At 51.6% G+C, this 23,894-nt stretch carries 28 protein-coding genes; 14 read left to right on the top strand and 14 right to left on the bottom strand.

Going from position 1 to position 23,894, the window contains the following annotated elements; translation table 11 throughout:
- The gene (locus tag CLV80_RS10230) at positions 1-327 is read right to left on the bottom strand and encodes an ArsR/SmtB family transcription factor (protein ID WP_106357764.1); all 327 of its coding nucleotides are present in this window, start codon (positions 325-327) and stop codon (positions 1-3) included.
- Positions 328-823: 496 nt separating this feature from the next.
- Here CLV80_RS10230 and CLV80_RS10225 point away from each other — a divergent pair, with 496 nt between their 5' ends.
- Positions 824-1,816, top strand: a complete 993-nt coding sequence (locus CLV80_RS10225) for an isopenicillin N synthase family dioxygenase (RefSeq protein WP_106357762.1) — start codon at positions 824-826, stop codon at positions 1,814-1,816.
- Positions 1,817-1,854: 38 nt separating this feature from the next.
- On the opposite strand, the gene CLV80_RS10220 is transcribed toward CLV80_RS10225, so the two are convergent.
- The gene (locus CLV80_RS10220) at positions 1,855-2,244 is read right to left on the bottom strand and encodes a RidA family protein (RefSeq protein ID WP_106357760.1); all 390 of its coding nucleotides are present in this window, start codon (positions 2,242-2,244) and stop codon (positions 1,855-1,857) included.
- A gap of 96 nt (positions 2,245-2,340) precedes the next feature.
- On the opposite strand from CLV80_RS10220, the gene CLV80_RS10215 reads away from it, so the two are divergent.
- The 9 genes from CLV80_RS10215 to CLV80_RS10175 are packed head-to-tail and all read left to right on the top strand — an operon-like array spanning position 2,341 to position 10,616.
- The gene (locus tag CLV80_RS10215; RefSeq protein WP_106357758.1) at positions 2,341-3,330 is read left to right on the top strand and encodes an ABC transporter substrate-binding protein; all 990 of its coding nucleotides are present in this window, start codon (positions 2,341-2,343) and stop codon (positions 3,328-3,330) included.
- A 53-nt stretch (positions 3,331-3,383) separates the two neighbouring features.
- Positions 3,384-4,169 carry an ABC transporter ATP-binding protein gene (locus CLV80_RS10210; RefSeq protein ID WP_243394508.1) on the top strand — a complete coding sequence of 262 codons (786 nt, stop codon included), beginning with the start codon at positions 3,384-3,386 and terminating at the stop codon, positions 4,167-4,169.
- Positions 4,166-5,023, top strand: coding sequence for an ABC transporter permease (locus tag CLV80_RS10205; RefSeq protein ID WP_106357756.1), 858 nt, complete (start codon positions 4,166-4,168; stop codon positions 5,021-5,023). The genes CLV80_RS10210 and CLV80_RS10205 overlap by 4 nt, the downstream gene beginning before the upstream one ends.
- Before the next feature lie 2 nt (positions 5,024-5,025).
- Positions 5,026-6,315 (top strand): cytosine deaminase, encoded by a 1,290-nt coding sequence (locus CLV80_RS10200; protein ID WP_106357754.1) that lies wholly within the window; start codon positions 5,026-5,028, stop codon positions 6,313-6,315.
- Positions 6,312-7,715: an FAD-binding oxidoreductase gene (locus CLV80_RS10195; protein ID WP_106357752.1), complete on the top strand. Its 1,404-nt coding sequence runs from the start codon at positions 6,312-6,314 to the stop codon at positions 7,713-7,715. The genes CLV80_RS10200 and CLV80_RS10195 overlap by 4 nt, the downstream gene beginning before the upstream one ends.
- Positions 7,716-8,294 (top strand): NAD(P)H-dependent oxidoreductase, encoded by a 579-nt coding sequence (locus tag CLV80_RS10190; RefSeq protein WP_106357750.1) that lies wholly within the window; start codon positions 7,716-7,718, stop codon positions 8,292-8,294.
- Entirely contained in the window at positions 8,294-8,890 is a 597-nt protein-coding gene (locus tag CLV80_RS10185) for an NAD(P)H-dependent oxidoreductase (protein WP_106357748.1), read from the top strand. The genes CLV80_RS10190 and CLV80_RS10185 overlap by 1 nt, the downstream gene beginning before the upstream one ends.
- A 23-nt stretch (positions 8,891-8,913) precedes the next feature.
- Positions 8,914-9,837: an isopenicillin N synthase family dioxygenase gene (locus tag CLV80_RS10180; RefSeq protein WP_106357746.1), complete on the top strand. Its 924-nt coding sequence runs from the start codon at positions 8,914-8,916 to the stop codon at positions 9,835-9,837.
- The gene (locus CLV80_RS10175) at positions 9,834-10,616 is read left to right on the top strand and encodes a creatininase family protein (RefSeq protein WP_106357744.1); all 783 of its coding nucleotides are present in this window, start codon (positions 9,834-9,836) and stop codon (positions 10,614-10,616) included. The genes CLV80_RS10180 and CLV80_RS10175 overlap by 4 nt, the downstream gene beginning before the upstream one ends.
- A 119-nt stretch (positions 10,617-10,735) precedes the next feature.
- Here CLV80_RS10175 and CLV80_RS10170 read toward each other — a convergent pair whose 3' ends face one another.
- The 5 genes from CLV80_RS10170 to CLV80_RS10150 form a co-directional block, all read right to left on the bottom strand.
- Positions 10,736-12,355, bottom strand: a complete 1,620-nt coding sequence (locus CLV80_RS10170) for an ATP-binding protein (RefSeq protein ID WP_165793366.1) — start codon at positions 12,353-12,355, stop codon at positions 10,736-10,738.
- A 125-nt stretch (positions 12,356-12,480) separates the two neighbouring features.
- The gene (locus CLV80_RS10165) at positions 12,481-13,020 is read right to left on the bottom strand and encodes a heme NO-binding domain-containing protein (RefSeq protein ID WP_106357740.1); all 540 of its coding nucleotides are present in this window, start codon (positions 13,018-13,020) and stop codon (positions 12,481-12,483) included.
- A gap of 341 nt (positions 13,021-13,361) precedes the next feature.
- A complete protein-coding gene (locus CLV80_RS10160; protein ID WP_106357738.1) occupies positions 13,362-13,700 on the bottom strand; it encodes a phage holin family protein in 339 nt (112 codons plus the stop codon).
- Positions 13,700-14,023 (bottom strand): ElaB/YgaM/YqjD family protein, encoded by a 324-nt coding sequence (locus tag CLV80_RS10155; protein WP_106357736.1) that lies wholly within the window; start codon positions 14,021-14,023, stop codon positions 13,700-13,702. The genes CLV80_RS10160 and CLV80_RS10155 overlap by 1 nt, the downstream gene beginning before the upstream one ends.
- Before the next feature lie 69 nt (positions 14,024-14,092).
- Positions 14,093-14,908: a response regulator gene (locus tag CLV80_RS10150; RefSeq protein WP_106357734.1), complete on the bottom strand. Its 816-nt coding sequence runs from the start codon at positions 14,906-14,908 to the stop codon at positions 14,093-14,095.
- 127 nt (positions 14,909-15,035) lie between these two features.
- On the opposite strand from CLV80_RS10150, the gene CLV80_RS18460 reads away from it, so the two are divergent.
- From CLV80_RS18460 to CLV80_RS10135, 4 genes are all read left to right on the top strand, one after another.
- Positions 15,036-15,191, top strand: coding sequence for a NepR family anti-sigma factor (locus CLV80_RS18460; RefSeq protein ID WP_165793365.1), 156 nt, complete (start codon positions 15,036-15,038; stop codon positions 15,189-15,191).
- Positions 15,178-15,756, top strand: coding sequence for an RNA polymerase sigma factor (locus CLV80_RS10145; protein WP_207766558.1), 579 nt, complete (start codon positions 15,178-15,180; stop codon positions 15,754-15,756). The genes CLV80_RS18460 and CLV80_RS10145 overlap by 14 nt, the downstream gene beginning before the upstream one ends.
- A 1-nt stretch (position 15,757) precedes the next feature.
- Entirely contained in the window at positions 15,758-17,314 is a 1,557-nt protein-coding gene (locus tag CLV80_RS10140) for a phospholipase D family protein (protein WP_106357728.1), read from the top strand.
- A gap of 92 nt (positions 17,315-17,406) precedes the next feature.
- Entirely contained in the window at positions 17,407-17,580 is a 174-nt protein-coding gene (locus CLV80_RS10135; RefSeq protein WP_106357726.1) for a DUF1328 domain-containing protein, read from the top strand.
- Between the two features lie 57 nt (positions 17,581-17,637).
- On the opposite strand, the gene CLV80_RS10130 is transcribed toward CLV80_RS10135, so the two are convergent.
- From CLV80_RS10130 to CLV80_RS10100, 7 genes are all read right to left on the bottom strand, one after another.
- Entirely contained in the window at positions 17,638-19,362 is a 1,725-nt protein-coding gene (locus CLV80_RS10130; RefSeq protein ID WP_106357724.1) for a sensor histidine kinase, read from the bottom strand.
- Positions 19,363-19,596: 234 nt separating this feature from the next.
- A complete protein-coding gene (gene pedC, locus CLV80_RS10125) occupies positions 19,597-20,400 on the bottom strand; it encodes a lanthanide ABC transporter permease protein PedC (protein WP_106357722.1) in 804 nt (267 codons plus the stop codon).
- On the bottom strand, positions 20,397-21,125 hold the full coding sequence (gene pedB / locus CLV80_RS10120; protein ID WP_106357720.1) for a lanthanide ABC transporter ATP-binding protein PedB/LutE: 729 nt from the start codon (positions 21,123-21,125) through the stop codon (positions 20,397-20,399). The genes pedC and pedB overlap by 4 nt, the downstream gene beginning before the upstream one ends.
- Before the next feature lie 3 nt (positions 21,126-21,128).
- A complete protein-coding gene (locus CLV80_RS10115; protein WP_106357718.1) occupies positions 21,129-21,554 on the bottom strand; it encodes a cupredoxin domain-containing protein in 426 nt (141 codons plus the stop codon).
- The gene (locus tag CLV80_RS10110) at positions 21,551-22,159 is read right to left on the bottom strand and encodes an ABC transporter ATP-binding protein (RefSeq protein WP_106357716.1); all 609 of its coding nucleotides are present in this window, start codon (positions 22,157-22,159) and stop codon (positions 21,551-21,553) included. Before CLV80_RS10110 ends, CLV80_RS10115 begins: the two co-directional genes overlap by 4 nt.
- A complete protein-coding gene (locus tag CLV80_RS10105) occupies positions 22,156-22,893 on the bottom strand; it encodes an ABC transporter permease (RefSeq protein WP_106357714.1) in 738 nt (245 codons plus the stop codon). Before CLV80_RS10105 ends, CLV80_RS10110 begins: the two co-directional genes overlap by 4 nt.
- Complete coding sequence (locus CLV80_RS10100; RefSeq protein ID WP_243394506.1) at positions 22,893-23,882, bottom strand: ABC transporter substrate-binding protein; 990 nt, start codon at positions 23,880-23,882, stop codon at positions 22,893-22,895. Before CLV80_RS10100 ends, CLV80_RS10105 begins: the two co-directional genes overlap by 1 nt.
- Between the last annotated feature and the right edge of the window lie 12 nt (positions 23,883-23,894).

Below are 23,894 nucleotides of genomic sequence, written 5' to 3'. Positions count from 1 at the left end.
TTAGGCAATTTGATCGGCCTGTTTTTGTCGTTTGTCAGAGTTATCTGGACGATGTTCCCATAAGTGCCTTTGCCACGCGAGCCATCCTTGGGCTTCGATCAGGGGGGCATATTCGATATGGCAGGTTCGCACCCGACCTTTTTTAACTGACTGTACAATGCCAGTTTTTTCCAGAACCCCAAGGTGCCGCATAAACGTCGGCAGCGCCATGTCATGAGGCGCGTGTAATTCGCTGACGCTAGCGGGTCCACAAACAAGCCGTTCAATCACCGCCCGACGGGTCGGGTCGGACATGGCTGCGAAGAATGCGTTCAGTTGCTGTGTCATAGGATCGTCATATTTCCTATTCCATAGGTCCGCGTCAATGCATGTGGTTATGCATCGGCAGGCTTTTGTCGTCAGCATTGGGGTTTAAATGTTCACACCATTAGCTGACCCTTGGTTGGGATATCTGTTGGCACATTTGTCAAACTTTGGGAGATTTTGCGTTTAGTTTTTGTGCGCAACGGCTTGGCGGGCCTAAAAAATGATCAAGATCGTGGAGTGACCGACACTGGTGGGCCCAAAATTCATGACAGAGATCATTGAGGTGCCGTAGCGTTTGATAGTGGTTTCTCAAACAAGAAGCTTCCAGTCGGTGGTCGAAACAAGAAAGCCGGATTGGCTGTGTAGGGTTTGTCTACGATCGCCGTCTACAATCATTGACCTTGGCCTAATGGCTGGGTGTCACATCTAGCAGGAGTAGAAGCTGGCAGCGCCCCATGTGCGTAGGTCATTGCTCCCTTTGAGAGCTGCGCAGACTTCTGCGCGGCAAGGAGGGAATATGACGAATGAAGTACGACTAAAAGAGCTTGAAAAAGAACGGCACATTGGCAGCGCTGGGGTAACTATCGAGAGAGATGTTCCTCAAATCGATATGTCTGATTTCCACTTGCGGCGCGCCGAGATATCAGAAAGTTTGTGGGAAGCCGCAACAGACATCGGCTTTTTCCAACTTATCAATCACGGTATCCCGCAAAGCCTGATCGACGACGCATTTGATCGTTCGGCAGCATTCTTTGATCTGGACGCACAGGAAAAAGAAAAATTCCCGCTGAAACCCGGCACGAATGCGGGTTGGGAATACAAAGCGCAGGTGCGGCCGTCCACAGGAACCGCAGATCAAAAAGAAAGTTATCAAATCACGTTGCCACGCATGGCCAATCTTTGGCCCCGCGAGTCTGATGTGCCTGATTTTAAACCCACAATGCTAGCGTTCGAACGTATGAATTGGGCTTTGGCGATGCGTGTTTTATCATGCTTTACGTCGAAGTTAGGTGTCGCGGATGACCTGTTTGTCGAGGGCCATGATCCACTATCGCCACAGTACCAATCGACGCTGCGCCTGATCCATTACCTCGGGATGGAAGATGCCACACCAGAAGATTTTAAATACTGGCGTGCAGGGGCGCATACGGATTTTGATTGTCTGACCTTGCTGCATCAAAAACAGGGGCAGGGTGGGTTACAGGTTTGTCCCGGCAAAGATGCGGATGGCAGGGTTCTAGGCTGGACAGACGTGCCCCCTGTTGGCGGGGTCATCACCTGTAATATCGGCGATATGTTGATGCGTTGGAGCGATGATAAATTGTTGTCGAACCTTCACCGCGTACGCATGCCAAAGCCGGATGAAAGTCTCGGCCCACGCTATTCAATCGCTTATTTTGCGCAGGCCAATATGGATACTGTGCTGCAAGGACCCAAAGGCATTTACGAGCCGATAACGGGCCATGACTATATCCAAATGCGCCTTGGCGCGAATTTCGGGAAAAAGTGATGGCGCGTATCAACTCTATTGATGGCGCAAGCCTTGGGTCACGGCAATCTGGCTGTAACCTCAATCTCGACCACGAATTCGGGGCGGGTAAAGCCACTGACGATCATCAAGGTCGAAGCGGGCAAATGCGGAATATCCGCAAGCCAAACATCGCGCGCGGCCATGTAGTCCGCCATGTGACTGCGGTCGGTGACGTAGGCGTGCACCTTCAACACGTGGGATTTATCTGTCCCGGCCTGCGCCAGGATTTCGTCGATGTTCGAAAAGATCAATTGCGCCTGTGCTTGGGCCCCATCGGGGATCGTGCCGTCAACGTCCAGCGCCAACTGTCCCGACGTCAAAACGAGGCCAGACTGCGTATCGGCAATGCCGTGGGCGTAGCGGGCAAAGGGCGGCGCCATGGTTTCAGGGGTTACGCTTTTGATCATGAGGCACATCCTTTTGCGCTGGTTCCTTACCAACCATCGCGCAACTTCAAACCAAAAAACAATACCTAAATCACTGTTCAATATGGAGAAAATGTTATGAAAAATCTTATCGCAATGTCATCTTTCGCTGCATTATGCGCAACCACTGCATTAGCAGATACCACCGATGTATCGTTTGGTACGAACTGGTTGGCGCAGGCAGAACATGGCGGGTTTTATCAGGCAGTTGCCGATGGCACCTACGCAGAATGCGGTCTGAACGTTAGCATCGTTCAGGGCGGCCCACAGGTGAACAACCGTGCTTTGCTTTTGGCTGGGCGTATTGATTACCACATGGGGGGTGACTTGACGGGTGTCTTTAACGCCGCAGAAGAGAATATCCCGGTTGTCGCTGTCGCCGCGATGTTCCAGAAAATTCCCCAAGTTCTGATCACCCATCCCGGTGCGGCAACCACCTTTGAAGACCTCAAGGACCTGACGCTTTTGATTGGGGACAATGGTTATCAGGGTTTTTACCAGTGGATGATCGCATCTTATGGGTTCACCGCCGAGCAACGTCAACCTTACACGTTTAACCCCGCGCCATTCCTAGCCGACGAAACTATGGCGATGCAGGGGTACCTATCATCTGAACCATATTTGATCGAAAAAGAAGCGGGCTTCACCCCAGAGGTCTTTTTGATCGCTGATGCTGGTTATTCTACCTATGCCACGACCATCGAAACCATGGCAGATACAATCGCCGGCAAACCCGAAGAAGTGACCTGTTTTGTCGAAGGCTCCATCCTTGGCTGGTATAATTATCTGTACGGCGACAACGCTGCTGCGAACGCGATGATCATGGCCGATAACCCTGAAATGACACAGGACAAAATCGACTACGGTATCGCGAAAATGATCGAAGCCGGTATCGTGATTTCTGGCGATTCCGAGACCATGGGTATCGGTGTCATGACCGATGAAAAGATCGCGGATTTCTATGACAAGATGGTCGATGCTGGCGTGATTTCCGCAGGCCTTGATTATAGTGCGACCTATTCGACCGCATTTGTCGGCAATGGTCTTGGTGTCGAATTAGCAGACTAAACCGCACCAAAATGAGGGTGCGGCTGTCGCGCCCTCACATCGGAGAATTTTGAATGACTGTTAATCGTGCCCCTCTGCGCGAACGCCCAGAGCTTCTAAAGATGTCGCACATTGAAAAGACCTTTCGCGGTGACGTGGTCGCCCTGAAAGATATGAACCTTACGGTGAACCAAGGCGATTTTATTTCGCTGCTCGGTCCGTCAGGTTGCGGAAAATCCACTGCGTTGCGATTGGTCGCAGGTCTTATGCGACCAACCAACGGCGTAATCGAATGGAGCGGTGGCCAAGGCGAGGGCGATCTTGGTGTTGTGTTCCAAGAACCAACGCTGATGCCGTGGGCCAAGGTGAAAGATAACGTTTGGCTGCCATATCGGCTGCGCGGGAAAAGCTATTTTGAGGTCAAAGACGAGGTGCTGCAAACACTTAAGCTTGTCGGATTAGAGCGGTTTCAAAACGCGTATCCGCGTGAACTGTCCGGGGGCATGAAAATGCGTGTCGCGATTGCGCGGGCGATGGTCACTAAGCCGCGATTGATCTTGATGGATGAACCTTTTGCCGCGCTTGATGAAATTAGCCGCCACAAGCTGAACAATGACCTTTTGGCGTTACGCGATGCCGTCGGTTGTACAGTGATTTTTGTCACCCATTCCGTATTTGAATCGGTGTTTTTATCTGATCGCATCGTTGTCATGGCTGCACGTCCAGGCCGCGTTATTCGGGAACTGAACGTCGAAGCACCTTACCCACGCACGGAAGAGTTCCGTACATCTGCTGACTATGCCGCATTTGCGCGCGAAGCATCCGATGCGCTTCATCAGGCTATGGAGGTCGCAGTATGAGTCGTGAAAATGCTCAGATGGTTGAAGACAAAAGCGTCGATATCGAAGAAGAAAATATTGCCAGAAAAGAACGGCTTTTTGCCATTGCTCGCTGGACGCTGCCATCATTGATGATGGTGCTGTTTATCTGTGGCTGGCAGGCCTACGTGACGATTGCACAGGTTCCGCATTACATTTTGCCCTCGCCGTTGTTGATCGCGAAAACGCTGGTCGCGGACTGGTCACTTCTTTGGCCAGCGATGCTGATGACCGGGCGTTTGACGGTGCTTGCGTTGCTTTTTGCTGTCATTGGTGGCTTGGCCATTGCAGTGTCTTTTACGCAATCAAAACTGGTCGAAATGGCCATGTTTCCCTATGCGGTGATCCTGCAAGTGACGCCTGTTGTTGCCATCGCGCCTTTGCTTCAAGTTTATGTTGATAATGCCTTTGTTGCAGCGTTGCTTTGTGCATGGATCGTGGCGTTTTTTCCGATTTTGTCCAACACAACAATTGGACTGAAGTCGACAGATCACAATCTCGAAGACTTGTTCACAATCTATGGCGCAACTCGGTGGCAAAGGTTGCGGTATTTATCTGCCCCGTCGGCGCTGCCCTACTTTTTAGGCGGGCTCAAAATTGCAGGCGGCTTAGCGTTGATCGGCGCGGTTGTCGCGGAATTTGTTATCGGTCGCGCGGGTACCGGGCTTGGTTTGGCGTCAACGCTGCTTGAGGCGTCTTATCGCTTTAACTTTGGGCGGCTCTATGCGGCGCTCATTTTGATCTCAGTTATGGGGGTGGCGATCTTTGGTTTGATGAGCCTGATCAGTCACCTTTGTCTTTATCGCTGGCACGAAAGTGCCCTGAAACGAGAGTGAATATGGATTTTAAGACACTTCCTAAAGGGCGATTTACGTTGCTCAATACGACAGTACCCGCATGTTTATTAGGACGAAACGGCGACCTAATCTGCGTGGATATCGGTATTGATGACGGCAAAATAGCGGCGGTTACTGATACGGTGGATGGCGCATCGCACCAAGAAGCTGTCGACATGCAAGGGGCGATGATTTTGCCTGCTTTTGTCGATGGGCACACCCATTTGGACAAAGGTCACATCTGGCCACGTGCAAGCAACCCTGACGGGTCGTTCTGGGGCGCGAAAGACACGGTCATGGCAGATCACGCCAATTGGACCGCCGATGATGTTTTCGCGCGCGCCGATTTTTCACTTCGCTGTGCCTATGCGCATGGGACCCGTGCGGTGCGTACCCATCTGGATTGCCCACCGGATCAAGACGAAATTTCGTGGCCAGTACTATCTGCTTTGCGGGAAAAATGGGCCGGAAAAATCGCGCTACAAGGTGCAAGCCTATCCACTAGCATCGTCGCTGACATTGATGGCCGGTTTCTGCGTACGGCCGATCTGGTCCAAGAACACAAAGGCGTATTGGGTATGGTTACCTTGCCGATGGATGGGCTTGATTTGTTCTTGCGTAAATTCTTTACCATTGCTGGTGAACGCGGGCTGGATGTTGATTTTCACGTTGATGAAACGATGGATCATTCGGTCGAGACATTGCGCGATATTTGCGACGCAAAAAAGGCGACAGGATATACCGGGCGCGTTCTGGTTGGGCACCTGTGTTCACTATCGACCCAAGACGAAGCCCGCGCATTAGACACGCTAGACAAGGTAGCTGACGCCGATCTGGACGTCGTCAGTTTACCCATGTGCAACATGTATTTGCAGGATCGTCATGCAGGGCGCACGCCGCGCAATCGCGGCGTCACGCTTGTTCATGAAATGAAGGCGCGCGGTATTTCTGTCAGCTTTGCGTCGGATAACACTCGCGATCCGTTTTATGCCTACGGCGATTTGGACATGATTGAGGTTCTGCGCGAAGCCACACGCATTGCCCACCTTGACCATAGTGGACCCGATTGGATCAAATCCTTTAGCGCCACGCCCGCACAGGCCTGCGGGTTTGACGTGGCTGGCCTGACTGTTGGTGCGCCTGCGGACCTTGTGGTGTGCCGCGCGCGCAGTTGGACCGAATTTATGGCGCGCCCTCAATCCGACCGCATCGTGTTGCGTGACGGTGTGCAAATTGAACGGACGTTACCGGATTATTCTGAACTTGATCACTTGTTTAAGGCTACGACATGACCCCCAATATTACGGCCGCAAAAACGGCGCTTTCACATCTTGATGTCGAAGAAAATCCACACGCTATTCGTACCGCATCGCGTGATTTCTTTTGGTATTCTCCGGTGCTGAAGGCGCGGATGGATCACCTCTTGGCAGATTTCGTGGTGCGCCCGCGCAACGAAGCGGAAGTGATCGAAATTCTTAAGGTATGTTACGAACATGACGTCCCGGTTACGACGCGTGGTGCAGGTACCGGGAACTATGGTCAAGCGATGCCAATGCGCGGCGGCTGTGTCATGCATCTGGTATACATGAACCAAGTCACATCCTGCGAACCGGGCCGCGTTGTTGTGCAGCCGGGGTGTTTGCTAAAAGACCTAGATGCTCATTGCATCGCACATTGCGGCCATGAGTTGCGGATGTTTTCATCAACCTGGGCCACGGCGACCGTGGGCGGGTTTGTTGCCGGTGGGTCTGGTGGGGTTGGTTCGGTCACTTGGGGGCAGCTGCGTGATTTGGGCAATATCATCCGCCTACGGGTTGTCACGATGGAGGCAGAACCACGGGTTCTTGAATTCCGCGGAGAAGAGCTCGCGCGGGTGTCACATGCGTATGGTACCAACGGGATTATTACCGAACTCGAACTGCCATTGGCGCCAGCATATGATTGGGTGCATTGCTTTGTCGCGACCAAGGACTTTGCCGCAGCCATGGATTGCGCCGAAGGATTAGCGAACGAAGACGGAGTGCTGCTTAAGATCGCTTCAGTCTACGAAGCACCTGTGGCCAAGTCGTATTTCCAACGTGTTTCCCCACATGTGGCCGAAGATGACGCGCTGGTAGGGTTGATGGTTGCCCCACAAAGCATGGATGCCTTGGTGACGTTTTTGACCCGCCGCCCAGAGCTGTCGTTGATCTACCGTTCCGACGATACGGATTGGCCGCGCAATCCCGGTTTGGTCTTTGAATATGGCTGGAACCACACCACGCTGCGTGCGTTGAAATTTGACCCTAGCATTACATATTTGCAGGTGCGCTATGCCTATCCCGATCATAATGCCTTGATCGAGAAAATGCGCGCGACCTTCCCCGGAGAAGTCTTGCAACATCTCGAAGCGATCCGCGTGAATGGCAAAGTGTCGTTTGCGGGTTTGTCGCTGGTCAAATTTACGACCGAAGAACGCCTAGATGAAATTATTCGTATTCACGAAGACGCAGGCGCGCAAATTTTCAATCCACACCGCTATACATTGGAAGAAGGCGGGCGCCAGCATTCTGACCAACGCCAATTGTCTTTCAAAAAAGAGGCTGACCCAAAGGGGCTTTTGAACCCCGGGAAAATGATCTCATTCGACACACCGGATTGGGATTACGCTAAAATATACGACTACCCATCCATGACACCAAAGGAGGCATAGATGCGTGTTTTGGTTTTATTTGCGCATCCTTGCCCAGAGAGCTTTAACGCGGCTGTGCACAATGTTGTGGTTGAAACGTTGGAAGCCAAAGGTTGGGACGTTGATGATTGTGATTTGAATGCAGAGGGATTTTATCCTGTTCTTTCGGAACTAGAGCGCCGTGAATATCACGATACGCCAAGCAACATTGATAAAGTACGCCCCTACGTCGAACGACTGCAGGCCGCTGATGCGATGGTCATGGTGTTTCCTGTTTGGAACTTTGGATATCCCGCGATCCTTAAGGGATTTATTGATCGGGTCTTTCTGCCCGGTGTCAGCTTTCATTTGGCTGATGGTGGTATCCGACCGGGGCTGACAAACATTAAAAAATTTGCTGCCTGTACGACATATGGCGGTACGCGGTTTCGGGCATTTTTGAACGGCGATCCACCGCGTAAATGCGTCACGCGCCATATTTGGTATGCCTGCGGTATGCCCAAGAAACGGTATATTCCGCTGTACGATATGAACAACAATCAAACGCCAGCCCTTGAAGCACACCTTGACCGCGTTCGCCGCGAGATGGAGGCGTTTTAATGAAGGCGCTTGTTGTTTACTGCCATCCACGCGCGGAAAGCTTTAATCATGCTATCAAAGATACGGTCATTGCACGGCTGACGCATGCGGGGGCCGAAATTCGGTTGTTGGATCTTTATGCTGATGGCTTTGATCCACGCATGACGGCACAAGGATTAGAGTTCATTGAAGACAAAAGGCTAAACCGCGTCGGGATCGAAAATCATTGTGCAGCGATTGAATGGTGCGACACGATCATCTTTGTCTACCCAACATGGTGGTACGGTTTACCAGCTGTTTTGAAAGGTTGGTTGGACCGGGTATTGGTCTCGGGCGTTGCGTTTCAAATGCCGCCCCCAGAAGGCGGGGATATCATTCCGAACCTGACGCATATTAAACGGTTCGGGGTTTATACGACCTGCGGTGCCAGTTGGTGGCTCACACGGTTTATCGGTGCTCCGGGGCGCCGCACATTGATGCGCGGTGTACGTCTACTTTGTGCAAAACGGTGCCGCACCAGTTTTGCCGCACACTACCTCATGGACAGTTCAACCGATGCCAGCCGCAAGGCGCATCTGGCGCGTGTAGCACGCAAAGTTGATCGACTTGTTGCATGATCGCATATTAGAAAGGCTAGAAAATGGTTCCGATTTTAGACTGGAATGAATTCACCAACGCGCCCGATGCTTTTGCCGCAAAACTGGGCCCGATTTGTCGTGACCATGGTTTTTTCGTTATAAAAAACCACCCGTTATCGGCATCATTAATCAATGATATGTTCGTACAAGGCGACATATTTTTCGCACTGCCTGACGCGGTAAAGAAACCGCTGTCTATTGGCCTTAATCCACACAATCGTGGATGGGCGGCGCAAGGTACGGAAAGCCTTGATGAAACGTCAGGTCAGATGGATCAAAAGCAGGCTTTTAACATTGGTTATGACCTTGCTGCGGATGATCCACGCATTATTGCCGCTGAGCCATTTCGCGGCGTGAATGTCTGGCCTGATTTGCCTGGCTTTCGTGATACGGCCTTGGCGTATTTCGACGCGGCCTTAGCAATGGGTATTCAATTACATCAGGCTTTTGCAGCAGATTTAAACTTGCCGCCCGACTATTTTGATCGGCACTTTGATGCACCAATGGCGACGCTGCGTTTGTTGTCGTATCCCAAAGGGAATGCCGAACAGGATGCCACAATCGCGGCAGGCGCACATACCGATTACGGGTCGGTTACTTTGCTGATGACGGATGGTGCGCCGGGGTTACAGGTGCGGCCACGTGGGCAAGACTGGATGGATGTTCCCCAAGTGGACGGGGCTATTATCGTCAATATCGGTGACTGTTTGATGCGTTGGAGCAACCGCGTCTATGTCTCGACCCCACACCGGGTACTCGCACCGCCACGCCCGCGACGGTCAATCGCGTTCTTTTTAGATCCGAACCCTGACAGCGTGATCAAGGCGCTGCCCGGAACTGGCGACCCACACTATCCCCCAATCATGGCCGCCGATTATCTGCGCGCGCGTTTGGATGCGACATATATTACGAAGGAACCATCATGAGAAACCTCGATTGGGCCGATCGCCGCGCCCCTGATTTCAAAGCCATTGATCCAGAAACGGCCATCGCTATTTTGCCAACGGCTGCGATTGAACAGCATGGGCCACATTTGCCCGTTGGCACGGATACGATGATCATGCAGGGCATGCTTGATGAATTTCGTGCGCAATGCCCAAGTGATCTTGATCCATGGATTTTGCCAATTCAGGCGGTTGGAAAGTCAAACGAACACCTGTGGGCGCGTGGTACACTAACTTTGACAGCCGCGACGGCCTTGGCTGCTTGGACGGAAATTGGCCTGTCTGTCGCGCGTGCAGGGTTCAAAAAAATCGTGATCGTCAATAGCCACGGGGGAAATCTGGACCTTATTTCGATTTTATCACGCGAATTACGTGTTCAGGCGGGAATGCTTGCGGTGAAATGCCAATGGGGCAGTTTTGGCCACCCAGAAGGCATGTATAGCGCGCATGAACTGGCTTACGGCATTCATGGGGGCGACGTTGAAACATCCTTGATGCTGGCCATGCGACCAGATTGCGTAGATATGGCGTATGCAGAGAATTTTAAATCAATTGCTGAAACGGATGTAATTGCGCCGACCGGATCAATCAGCCGTGGTTGGATTGCCTCTGATCTGAATCCTGACGGAACGGTTGGCGATGCATCTATTGCAACTGTCAAAAAAGGCGTTGCGACGCGCGGGCATCAAGTCGCTGGATTTATTGACCTTTTGCGTATCGTACGTGCAACTGAGTTACCTTTGCAAAATGCTTTGCGATGATAGTACTCGATGCAACGCATGTTGAGTGACGACTGCAGAACAACCAAAACGCAGAATACTGGCTAGGAACCGGTGGCGGTAAAACATTTGTTGCATATCAATGTCGTGTGAGCGATGCTCTAACGTGTCGCGCATGCGCTGATGGTTGTTAAATTGTCGGCGATTACTTTCACGATTTCAGCCATTTTTGTAGCTTCGATATCGGTGGAACTTTGTTCTATTTCAAAGGCTAACGCCGCTATTTGTGTAAAACCAAGCGAGAGTGACGACCCTTTTAGTGAATGAGCTTGCGCTCGCAGATATTCACGTTCTTCTTCATCATATAGTGTCGCCATTTTGTCTAAGATGCTTTCTGCATCCTGGACATAACGTAAGACGAGATTTGTTAAGTCGGTGATTGAAAATGTTTCAAGCAACTGTTGGGCCGTGTCATCTGACATGAGCGAACATAGGCTCGCCGCGTCATCCACGTCTTTTGTGATGGCTGACGCGTGCGCCACGTTTGTCTGCTGGTTAGCGATTTCCACTTCGATCGCCGATTTTAAGTCTTCGTATGGAATTGGTTTGCACAGGACCGTTTTGATCCCAACTGAGGCCGCTTTGTCTTGGATCGCATCCATAACATGGGCGGTTAGCACTAAAATTGGCGGTATATCTTGGGCGTTCCATCTTTCGTTTATTTGGCGGGTTGCATCTAGGCCGTCGACTTCGGGCATTGCGACATCCATCAGGATTAGATCGTACTTTCCGGGAGCAAATTTTTCGATCGCCACACGACCGTTTTCGGCTAAGTCTACTTTGATGTTCATGCGTCTGAGGTAAGTGAGCAATAGCTTTTGGTTGATGATGTTGTCTTCGGCTAGAAGTACGCGTCGTCCATCAAGGCACGCATGTGGCAGGTCCTTGTTGGTGATCGGTTCGGATTGCGCCATAGGTTGGTCTGTGGGAATCTCCACGGGGAGTTCGAACCAAAAAGTTGATCCCGATTGTGGTGTGCTTTCGACGCCAATCACGCCACCACATCCTTCGACGATGCGTTTGCATATCGCTAGGCCAAGACCAGTACCCTGCGCTGCAGCTGTGAGCGATGTCGATATCTGTGAAAAGTCTTTGAACAAGTTATCGATCTGATCACTTTCGATTCCGATACCAAAATCTTCTACCTCCACCCTTAACAATACACCATTCGGGGCAGGCATGGCCTTGGCGCGCAAAATAACCGGGCCTTCAATAGAGTATCGCAAAGCGTTGCTGACTAGGTTCGAGATAACTTGATGGATACGTGTCGCATCACCAAGAAATAATGGCGGAACGGAGCGATCAATTTTTGTCAAAATTGTACGACCCGCGCCCTTTGGGTTGGATCGTGTCAGCGCCATGATACTGTCAGACAACGCTCTTATGTCTACGTGTTCCTCTTCGAAAACGAACACACCAGCATCCATTTTTGAGAAATCAAGAACGTCATTCACAATTCGGTTTAATGCCTCACCCGAGGTGTGCGCGTACTTAAGCAATTCGAGCTTGGAGGGGTTGGTTTCGTCGTTGGTAAGAAGCTCGATCATGCCAAGCAGACCACCCAGAGGGGTACGTATTTCGTGGCTCATCGTGGCGACAAAGCGGGACCGCGTCGTTGAAGCTGCTTCTGCCTTTTCAAGCGCATTGCTGAGTTCAACTGTGCGGTCCAACACGGCGGCTTCCAGCGTGGCCGAGTATTCATTCAACTGTTGATTAGCCATAAAAAGTTCGCGACTCTTTTTTTCCAGCAGATTTTCGGCTTCTGCACGGGCACGTAGTTCTCGGTCGTATCGTTTCCTCGATACGCGTTCGTTTGATCCAGTCGACATATTTGAAACCTGATCTATCAACGAATTACAATTTGAAACGTTGTGCTGCCATCGGGGGGGAGCGCGGATGCACGTTGAATGTCAGCGGTTTGCCCAAAACGCTTTACGCATGCCTCGATAAGACCATGGCAGAATTCCGCGATCGGTCGTTGCGATGAATATGTCATCTCAAAGTGTTTCGCGGATTTTTTGGTAATTTCAAATTCGGGGAGTTCGGCGTCAGGGTATAACTTGCGGACTTCGACCTGAATTTCACCGTTAATAGCTTCGAGTATCGCGAATGAATCAGGTTTTCCAGTAAAGAAGTGCGGATAGTTTTCACCAAAATGGTCGAGCATCCAAGCGCCGAACCGCCGTTCAAGTTCTTCTTCGCTGAGGCCAGATGTATAGCTGAACGCTTTGGTTATCTTAAATAGGTCCGCGCAAGGGTAGTTGCCAACTGTTGTAAACGCACCGTCATTTTCGAGGTCGGTCTTGTCCAACATATCGTCAACAACGTCTTCACCAAATGCTTCCTCGGCCATTTTGATAAGCTCAACGAATACCGTACCTTTCATGCCTATCCCTTTCTGTAACTAATGCTAAAGAGCGCCGAAAAGAACTTTCGGCCCAGCAAAGTTCGCGTGCCATTTAAAACAATCGCGTTCAAGAAAGACGTTTTTCACGTCTCTAAGGGTTCTAATATACACCGCCGAAATCCATGTGGGCAAAGGCCCAAATGGATAATCGGTGATCCTTAAGAATGTTGACAATCCACGTTTAGGCACGTGGAATGTCCTAAAAAATGATAAAAATGGTGAGCAGAAATAGGCATTGGTATGGCCAACTAATGCATGATTTCGTTTTGCCGCGCGTTGCATTGGGCGGGTGTTGTTAGACGGAATGCCCGTTTGATCGATCAGGGCGCACGTTTTGCGCGAGCGCCCTGTTCTAGGCCTTGAATGAATGACACAGCAACAAGCTGCATTGGCGAAAGATCGTTTGGGTTGTGACTGTTGAGAGGTTTACGGCGCGAATGGTTCCGTGACCGAGATGCAAAAGCGGCGCCGATTAAGGCAAGCCCAAGATAGACTAAGCCAATCACCGTCGCAGCGAATAATGCTGACTGCTGTTCAGTCATCACAATCCATGCGGCAGCGGTTAGGAAGCCGGCTCCGACCACTGCCAGTATGGCGCTGACAGAGAACAGAGCCGCTTTTTGGGCGGTCTCTGCTACTTTTCTTTCGATGCCAAACATTAGCGGCGCGATGTCAGCATGCCGACAACAAAACCAAGACCCGCGGCAATACCAACCGCTGCACCTGGGTTTGCGCGGACCGCGTTTTCAGCCTCGGCATATTTGGCTTCTGCTGTTTGCTTTGCCGCGCTTGCAGTTGCCGCACCTGCCGTAGCGGCGTTTGCAGCTTTATCCATTGCGACGGATTTCAACTGGGTGCCTTGCGCCTTTCCGTAATCCGCGACGGTCGCAGTTAGGTTCGCAATGTCTTCGCGCAGAACTGCCATTTGTTTGTTAATGTCGCCACCAAGATCGGAGACGTTGCTTTTTGTGGACTGTGCCATTGGAATTCTCCAGTGTTTGTTACGTTCGTAAAACCAACTGGCAACAGTCCTAAAAGTTCCCACTTTTCTTTAAGAAATTGTGATTTCTTCGCTAGACGAAAAGAACATTGCTTGGCTTACGGCCGAACGAACTTGTTCTTCTGTATAGGGCTTACTGATCAAGAATGCGGGCTCTGGTCGTTCGCCCGTCAGCAAGCGTTCTGGGAAGGCGGTGATAAAGATCACAGGGATATCACCTGCGTCTTTTAGGATGTCGTTGACGGCATCAATGCCAGACGAACCATCCGCGAGCTGAATATCCGACAGGATTAGGCTCGGGCGTTTTTTACCCGCCAGTTTCACCGCTTCGGTGCGTTTGCGGGCAACACCTGTTACGTTGTGCCCCAATTCGGTGACGATCTGTTTGATGTGAAGCGCAATGATCGCCTCGTCTTCGATCACCAAAATGTCGCCAGATACGGATTGTTCCATCTCGTCCAAGGCAACGCGCAGCAGATGATTGATCTCATCTTGATCAGTTTCCATGATTTCGGCGATTTCGGAAACAGAAAACCCTTCGATCGTGTGCAACAACAGCGCCTCACGGGTATTCACGGTAAGGCGCGCTAAATGCACAAGCGCTTTGCCAGATAGACCTGTTGAATCGTTCTGGACCGGTTCGCCTAGGCTTTGCCAAATGCGGTGGAACGCCCCGAACAACGCAACCTTGTGGCTTGATGCTTCATCAAAGATGCTGCGGTCGGTCAAAAGTGCCTCAAGAGTCATAGCAGCATAGCGGTCGCCGCTTTTTTGTGACCCCGTCAATGCACGCGCATAGCGGCGCAGGAATGGCAAAAGTTCAGCTACAACGAGTGACAATTGCTTTTGTGATGCATCGGATGACATTTATCGTCCCTTTTTTCAATTTCTTTGGAACCAAACGCGGCTAGCCTAGTTTGGTTCCATGAGATGTAATTTTTTATTCTAAGATGGCGAGGCGGTAAGTTGGCATGGGAAGACTAGAGGCAGATCAATGAACAAAGACAAGAGAGAAAGTCGGGCGGACAACCTGATCAAAGAAAATCTTCGCCGAGCGTTCGACGACAAGGCATCAGAGGAACTACCAACAGAGCTTATCGCGCTGCTGGCCCAACTGAGGGATCAGGATGACCAGAATGGTACAAAGTGACTTTGAGGGATCGATGGATCCCCGTGACGAACTGGTCACGCACATGGGTGTGCTGCGCGCCTTTGCATTAAGCTTATGCCGCAATTCGGCAACTGCTGACGATCTTGTCCAAGACACGGTGATGAAGGCTTGGAAATCGATTGGATCGTTTGAAAAGGGCACAAACATGCGTGCCTGGTTGTTCACGATCTTGCGCAACACTTACTATACAAATCACCGTAAAACGCGTCGCGAAGTTATGGATACAGACGGGCACTTTGCAGCGACAATGTCTGTTAAACCAGAACATGACGGTGCACTTGCGATGACTGACTTTCTTGTCGCGTTTAACCAGCTGCCTGATGAACAACGCGAGGCGATAACTTTGGTCGGTGCATCTGGGTTTGCTTATCAAGAAGCCGCAGAAATGTGTGGCGTTGCGACAGGCACGATGAAAAGTCGTGTAAACCGTGCGCGTCAACGGTTGGTAGAACTGCTTGATCTATCAGATGAAGATTCAATGGAGCTGACGGATTCCGGAACTATGGCTGTGCTGACTGCGCATCTTCCAGTTAGGCGCGCCTAACGTGACGGCCGATAATGCGGGTGGCGTAACCGTTCTTGTCACCGCCAAAGAAGCATACCCCGCATTTGAGGCGCTGTTTCTTGCTGCGGAACGCAAGATCGAACTTGGGTTCCGCATTTTTGACCCGACAACAAAACTACGGTCCACCGATGCACTACAGGTTGGGACAGACTGGGCAGATTTAATTGTCGCAACGTTGAACCGTGGGGTTTCAATTGAATTGCTGCTGTCTGATTTCGACCCCATCGTCGGATATGATCTGCATCGGTCCGGATCAAAAAGCATCCGAATCTTACAGGCTCTGAACGATAAGACCGAACCGGGTGCCGCAATGCTGATGGTGCGTCGCCAATTGCACCCGGCAGTAGGCGGGATCGTTCCACGTATGCTATTTGCTCCTAAGACCCGCCAAAAACTGCGTGAAATCGCAGAACAAATGAACGAAAATTCAGACCCTGCCAGCGCCTTAAGTGATGCGCCGGGTTTGGAACCCGTGCTTGATCTGATTGACGGTAAAGTATGCGTGCGCCCTAAGGTGCTGCCCTCGCTTAACCCGGTTACACTTCATCATAAAATGGCGGTGTTCGATGGTGCGACAACCTATGTCGGTGGGCTTGATCTGAATGATCGACGCTATGACGATCAGAAACACGATCAACCCGCGCAAGACACTTGGCACGATGTACAACTGATAATTCGTGACAAGGCAGTCGCGCGAGACGCGTCTGCATTTTTGCAAAGCTTGCCGGATACGATTGCTGGCACATCTGAATTACCTCAAACGAATTCGATGTTCTTGCGGACCCTGTCGCGGAAATGGAAGAATAACACCTTCGCCTTGGCACCTGACAATATCGCTGACGATTTGTTGCAGGAACATTTGCGCCAAATTAAAGCTGCGAAACAGCTGATCTATTTGGAAACTCAGTTCTTTCGCGATCGGCGTATTGCATCGGCTTTGGCAAAGGCAGGGCGTGATAATCCTGACCTAAAGCTGTTGTTGCTGCTACCCGCTGCGCCCGAAGACATTGCGTTTGAAGCGTCGCGGGGCGTTGATGCCCGCTTTGGTGAATACCTTCAGGCGCGCGCAATTCGCAGGGTTCGCCGGGCATTTGGTGATCGGTTTTTGGCGGTGAGCCCAGTGCAGCCCAGACGCCCGACGGATAGCGACCAAGATATGGCTAGGGCCGCATTATCCGGTGCACCCATCATTTACGTGCATGCAAAAGTGTCTGTTTTTGATGACACATCTGCGATCGTGTCTTCGGCTAATCTGAACGGGCGTAGCATGAAATGGGATGCCGAGGCCGGCGTGGTTTTAACAAACAAGCCAGATGTCGAAGCAGTGCGGCGCAAAGTCTTGGGCCACTGGTTACACGATACTGCTGGACCTGAATTTTACGATATTGGCTCTGCGTTTGATCATTGGAAGAAACTAGCGATAGACAATGCCACGCAATCGCCAGAAACGCGTTCCGGGTTTATTGTTCCTTACGCCTTAGCCCCAGCAAAGGCATATGGGCTGGTCGTTCCGGGCGCGCCAGAGGAACTTGTTTAGTAAAGCAGTACTCGCTTTCTTTGGAACCAAATCCACCTTCAGCGGTTGTCTTATCACAAAGACAAACGAAATTTTCTTGAAGGAGAAAGACAATGCTAACTTGGGCACTTACTTTTCTTGTTGTGGCGCTGATCGCAGCAGCACTTGGTTTTGGCGGTATTGCTGGCGCATCTGCTGGTATCGCAAAAATCTTATTTCTGATCTTCTTGGTACTGTTCGTGGTGACAATGATTGCACGCGCGGTACGAGGTCGTCCGCCAGTCTAAGCAATGCGCCATAGAAGACCTTAAAAAGGGCGGCACGTTCAGCGTGCCGCCCTTTTTCTATTCTCCTGGCTTGGGTGTTAATTCTTCGACAGGAAAGCCAACCTTGACGGTAAACCATTTACCATCATCAGATTTTTCCATTTCACCATAAAGCTGCTGGCAAAACGCCTCTAACAGCTGACTGCCCAACCCTGTCGACTCAATTTTTTCTGGTGGTGCCACAACCGATGGCAAAGTATTCTTCACCAGTACTTCTGCCATGTCACCATCAAGCGATCTTAATTCAACTGTTAGCTTTGGCTGCTGGCCTTCCTGTGCGCCAATATACTTAAGCGCGTTGGTCAACGCCTCTGTGACCATCAGTGAAAGCGGTACAGCTTGATCTGGGTTTAAGTGTAACTCGTCCAGCTGAGTTTTCACCTCAATGGCTTTGTGGTCGACTGCACCGATGCGCACAACCTGTTGCACAATTTCAGCAAGCAATTCATCGACCCGCACATCGGCAAGACCCGTGGTTTGATATAGACCACGGTGGATCGTCGCTAGGCTAATAACGCGGTCATGTAGCCCACGCATCAACTGATGCACTTCGGGAGATTTCGATCCGCGCATCTGCATATTCATGATCGACGCAATGAGCTGAAGGTTGTTTTTCACGCGGTGATGGACCTCGCGCAACAAAACCTCTTTTTGCCGCACAGTGTCTTCTAATAACGCTTCGTCACGCATCAACTGATCGGTCATATCAGCATGTGCTTGCGCGACCTCGCGCAATTCTTGCGGTGCATTACGAAAGCTGGCTATGTCCGTGGGACTGCGGTCTTGGGTAAAGCTGCGCATCGCATTGCGCAGTCGCAACACATGGCCCGTGACCAGCAATGACGACGCAAACCATGCAACAGCTAAACTTGCCAACCACATAAGCGCTGGGAACATGCCCGGGCTGCTCATGTAGAAATTGTTTTTGCTGATGCTTGCCTCTGGCCAGGTGCCTAGCGCGTAAATCTGCCCATTTAAGATTGGCACAACAGAATAAGTTCGCAACACGCCCGTGCGGTCTTTGCGGGTGAATGGCTCTAGTCGACCTAGGTAATCAATAATTTCGCCGTCAATGGGAAGCACCTGATCGGCACGGTCTAAGGGCATAGTGGACGTCAGGATTTGACCGTCCCAGTTCAGGGTCAAAAATGCAACGTTGCCAGTGAATTTTTCTGATGCAGCTGCCAGCGCCTGGTGGGGTACCGATACCGCAGCAAACCCAGTCAATTCTTCGGTGTCTTCGTTATACATAGGAGAGGTCGCATATAGAACCGAAGTCCCCGAAACGGGTGCATCCCTATTGACTAAAACCGTCGTCCGTGGGTCGGAAATTTGCGCTTTAAGATCTTCAGTCAAGCCAATGCTAAATGGTGCGTCAGCGTTTGAACAGGCAATGTAACCGGTCAAATCGTAGTAGCCTGCGAACGAAAAAGGCTGCGCGTCTACGATACGTTTCATCGATGTCATGCAGCTTTCGGGGTTCGCCATAAGCTGTGGTATAACTTCCGCTAACGCAATGGCGGCACCCTTCGCTTCTTCGATCAACGCGAGCTCACGTGAAACCACGCGAAGCGTCTCGCCGTCCAGCGCCGCCTCGGACTGAGAGCGCGCTTCGCTAATGACGCTTTGTGAGCGCAGCACAGACACGATTGTCAAAGGCAAAAGAGCGACCGCAAGCACGACGGCGAACCGAACGCCCAATTTGTCCAAAGCTGACCTGGCGGCGCGGAGTACGTTCATCATGTAGTTGTGCCTATTTGTTGTATTTTGATAACAGCATCCGAGGTGAACGCACGACGGTAAACTATGGTTCCCACGGCTTAACAGATTTGTGGGATAATCTTTATAGCGAAGTTGGGCCAGCAACTTCTAGATCTCAGGCGATGCCTTAAAATATAGAAAATCCGCTCGCGCATATCTCGGGGAAATGGCGTAGGCATCGTTGCAAATGGGTAGTGATGTGACGGATTGCTATGCTTACGGCCCGTTCGGGCGTCGCGATCGCCTTAACCCAGCCGCGGGATCATAGCCGACTAAGCTGCCACATAGGAAAATGATAAATGCCAAGATGACCCAAAGCAGGGCTGTTCCGTTGAATTGTTCGTACATTGCAAAACGTATCAATTCGACGGCATGGGTGAATGGGTTTAGGGCGCAGATGTCGCGTAGTAGTGGAGAGCTTTCTGCCATTTTCCAAAGTGGATAAAGCGCGCTCGACATAAAGAACATCGGGAAGATAACGAAGTTCATGACGCCTGCAAAATTCTCTAGCTGTTTGATGGTTGATGAGATTAGCAGCCCCAGTGCACCCAGCATCAGGCCACTGAGAATGAGGGTTGGGAAGACGTAAACATAGCCCATCACTGGCAGCGTGATCCCGAACATCGCTGCGATAGCGAGGAATGCGTAGACCTGTAAAATGGACACTGCGACTCCGGCCATAAGTTTGCTAAATAATAGCCACCAACGAGGAAGCGGGCTGGTTAGGAGTAGCCGCATTGACCCCATCTCGCGGTCGTAAACGAGGCTAAGTGACGATTGCATCCCGTTAAAAAGCTGGATCATGCCACATAGGCCGGGCACGATGTAGACCTCATAGGTGATGTAGGTTTGGTAGGGTGGAATGATCGATAACCCCAATGCCGCTCGGAAACCTGCGGCGAAGACCATGAGCCAGACCAGTGGCCTAACCAGTGCTGCCAAAAACCGTGACCGCTGGTTCACAAAGCGCATCGCCTCGCGCAGGGTGATGGCCCACAGTGAAACAAGATACGGCTTCATAGGCTTGGCTCTGGTGTGGTGTCGGTCATGTGCATGAATGCATCGATCAACGTGCCATCTCTGGCGATTTTACGGGCATTGTCATGGGCAAGGATGCGCCCCTTGTGCAGAACCACCACGTCGTCATTGTCTTGAATTTCGTCAACAAGATGGGTCGCCCAGAAAACCAATAAACCGTCATCAGCGAGGTCATGCACATGTTGGGTGATGGCTTGCCGCGTTGCGGTGTCTAAGCCGACGGTGGCCTCATCCAGTAGCAATACCTCTGGTTCATGGATAAGCGCGCGGGCGATTTCCATGCGGCGACGGTGACCGCCGTTTAGGCTGCGCGCCTTTTCTTTGGCCCGTTCACGCATCGACAGACGATCAAGCGCGGCGTCGATGTTGCGCTGGGCCGCGCGCCCCGAAAGGCCCTGCAACGCGGCAAAATACCTTAAGTTTTGGACAACCGACATATCCAAATCGAGCGTCTGTTGTTGAAACACGACGCCGATCTTGGCCAACGCTGCACGGGGTTCACGTGCGAGGTCATGTCCGGCGACGCTTATGGTTCCCTGTTTTGTCACAAATAGCCGTGTCAAAAGGGAAAATAGCGTTGATTTGCCCGCGCCATTCGGTCCCAACAGCGCACAAAAGCGGCCTTTTTCTAGCTCAAAACTGACGTCATCCAACGCCGTTTTTGCGCCATAACGGTAAGTCACATTTTGTACGCTTAGGGTGCTCATAAGTTACTGGATCACAATCTCGATGCGTTGACCATCGCCTGTCGATCCGGGTTGGCGCAATTCATAGCGGCCCGGTTTGATTGCGATGAATTCGATTTCCACTGTGCCTGCCTCGTCGAATTCGATGCTGTCGACACCCAGTGGGCGAATTTCGATCCCATTTATGACGATCTCATTGATCCAGATCGCGCGAAAGAAACCCGCACCTTCAAGCGCAAGTTCGCCTGTTCCGTCTGCCTCAATCTCGATTTCATAGGCGGTGCCGGATTTGAGCATCAGCGGGGCATCCGCAATTGGCTGCCCAACGGAAAGGGTTAGCGGTTCGAGGTCTTCTTTGTTGTTGTTGGACAATAACCCGGCAAAGCCCAAATCATGTGCCACAACCGGTGTTGCCAATGTTAGCGCGGCAAGGATGGATAAAATCTTCATTTGAGTGTCTCCTTAATTTTCAATGTTGCTGGTTGACCATCTAGGGTCAGAATTTGGGTGGCTAATCTGGCTGCCTCTGTCGTGTCGTGCGTAACGAATATTGTCGCTGGTTGGGTTTTGCTGATCAGACGTTCCGTAAGGGTTAGCATTTCATCGGCTGTTTTTTCGTCCAGTGATACGAATGGTTCGTCCATAATCAGTAAATCCGGGTTCCCGGCAAAACCGCGTGCAAGCGATAGCCGACGCTGCTGGCCGAGCGATAGCTGGCCCGGGAATAGGTCGGCTTTGTCGGCCAATCCGACCTCGGATAGGGCCTCGCGTACGGCGCTCTCGCTCAGTTCTGGATGTATCAATTGGATGTTGTCAAAGACTGAACGCCACAAAAGCAACGTTGGTTCTTGAAAGACGATTGCCATGTTCTTAGGCCTGCTGACGGTGCCTTCGAACTTGGGGTCAATCCCGGCGATCAGACGCAATAGGGTCGATTTACCGATGCCTGAAGGCCCCAAGATGGCAACTGTCTGTCCCTGTTCAACGTCAAACTGGATGTCCTGCAGAACGGGAACATCGCCATAGGATTTGGACCGCACATCGACGCTAATCATGCTGTCCTCCAGCGCCGAACGCGCTTTTCCCATGGCTGTAGGATAAGCCATTCGACCAGCAGCATGACTGTGATGAATGACAGCGCATAGACGAGCACCAACCGTACATCGAACAGTTGAAAATAGAGGTGTATTTGGAACCCGATACCGTTTGATCGCCCCAAAAATTCGACCACTAGAACAATCTTCCAGATGACCGCGATGCCCGAACGTGCAGCGCCTGCGATAAATGGGGCAAGTTGCGGTAAGATCACATGTTGCAGGACGCTTTGTTTGCGCATGCGGAACACTTGCGTCATCGCCTTTAGGTTCGGATCAAGTGACCGCGCACCTTCGCGAATGATCGTTGTGACGTTGGGAATTTTATTCAGGGTTACAGCGATGATTGCGGCCGTTTCGTTCAGGCCGATCCACAGATAGCACAGCACAATCAGGACCAGGGCCGGCAGGTTAAGAAACACAACCAGCCAAGGGTCTAGCCAGCGATCCACGTGTGGAAATAGGCCCATCACCAACCCCAAGGCCAAGCCAAGGCTCATCGCGAGGGTAAAGGCCCAGATCACGCGGATCAGGGTTCTGCTAAGGTGGAATAGTAATTCACCAGATTTCAGTTCAGCCCAAAGAGGGCTGAACAGTTCTTGGGGCATTGGCAGCACAAGCGGGTCGGCCGCGATCCAAGCGACCAAGAACCAAAACCCCAAAAGGCCCAAAAGCGAAAAGGCGCGAACGGACATTACTGGATCGCGGCAAACAGACCATCTGGTAGTGTTGTCGCCTCTCCAACAAGCCGCTCACCGCCAAGCTCTGCCATCAACTGCAGCATTTTATCTGCGCTTGAAGGGTCTACTGGGCCGGGCTTTGGGATACCTGCGCGGAAATCGGTGCGTAGTGCTTCGAACTGGGCATCGTTATTTGCGTTCATCATCGGGCGGATGGCATCCCATGCGGCATCGTCACTGGCAAGAAGGTCTTTTGCATCACGCGACGCACCGTATAGCGCGGCAGCAATGCCGGGGTTTTCAGCGATAAAGCTTTCTTTCATCACGTAGCCCAGCAGTGGAACCTCTGGATCGAGGCCAAGCGCGACTGATGCTTCCTCGACCGAAATCAACTGACGCATTCCGGCTGATTTCATCTTGGCTAGGAAATGCCAAAAGTTGATCGCCCCGTCGGTTTCGCCCGAAAGACCGCTTTGGAATATCAAAGGTGGCGCGCCAAAGACTTGTTCGGTTTCTGCGGCAAGATCCATGCCGTATTCTTGCTGCGCATATGCGCGAAGAATTAGCCAGCTTTTGTCGACTGGTCCGCCCGCGATCCCAATGCTGCCACCTGCAAGATCAGCCAATGTTTGGGCGGTGCTATCGGCGGGCACGACTAGTCCGCCTACCGCTTTAGAATAAGGGATAAAGACATAGTCTTTGCCCGCAGCGCGCTGCCGAGCAACCCAGATCCAGTCAGCAACCGCGACGTCGGCCTCTCCGCCCTCTAACGCAACACGGGTCGCGCCGTTGTCGGCGTAGGGTTGGACATCAAGAGTAAAACCGTTCGCGGTGTCGAAACCATTGCGGGTAATCGTGTCGAGTTCCCAGTTGACGGTTCCAATCTTAAGAACAGCAGCACGAATAACGGGCAGATCGGATTGGGCCGTTGCCACCACAGGCGCGCACAATAGGGCCGATATGGCGAGTGCCGAAAAGACGCGGCGGCGCATATTTGAAATCATTTAATTTTCCTC

The sequence above is a fragment of the Yoonia maritima genome (genome assembly GCF_003003285.1).
Lineage (GTDB): Bacteria > Pseudomonadota > Alphaproteobacteria > Rhodobacterales > Rhodobacteraceae > Yoonia > Yoonia maritima.
This window is presented reverse-complemented; position numbering and strand designations above follow the sequence as displayed.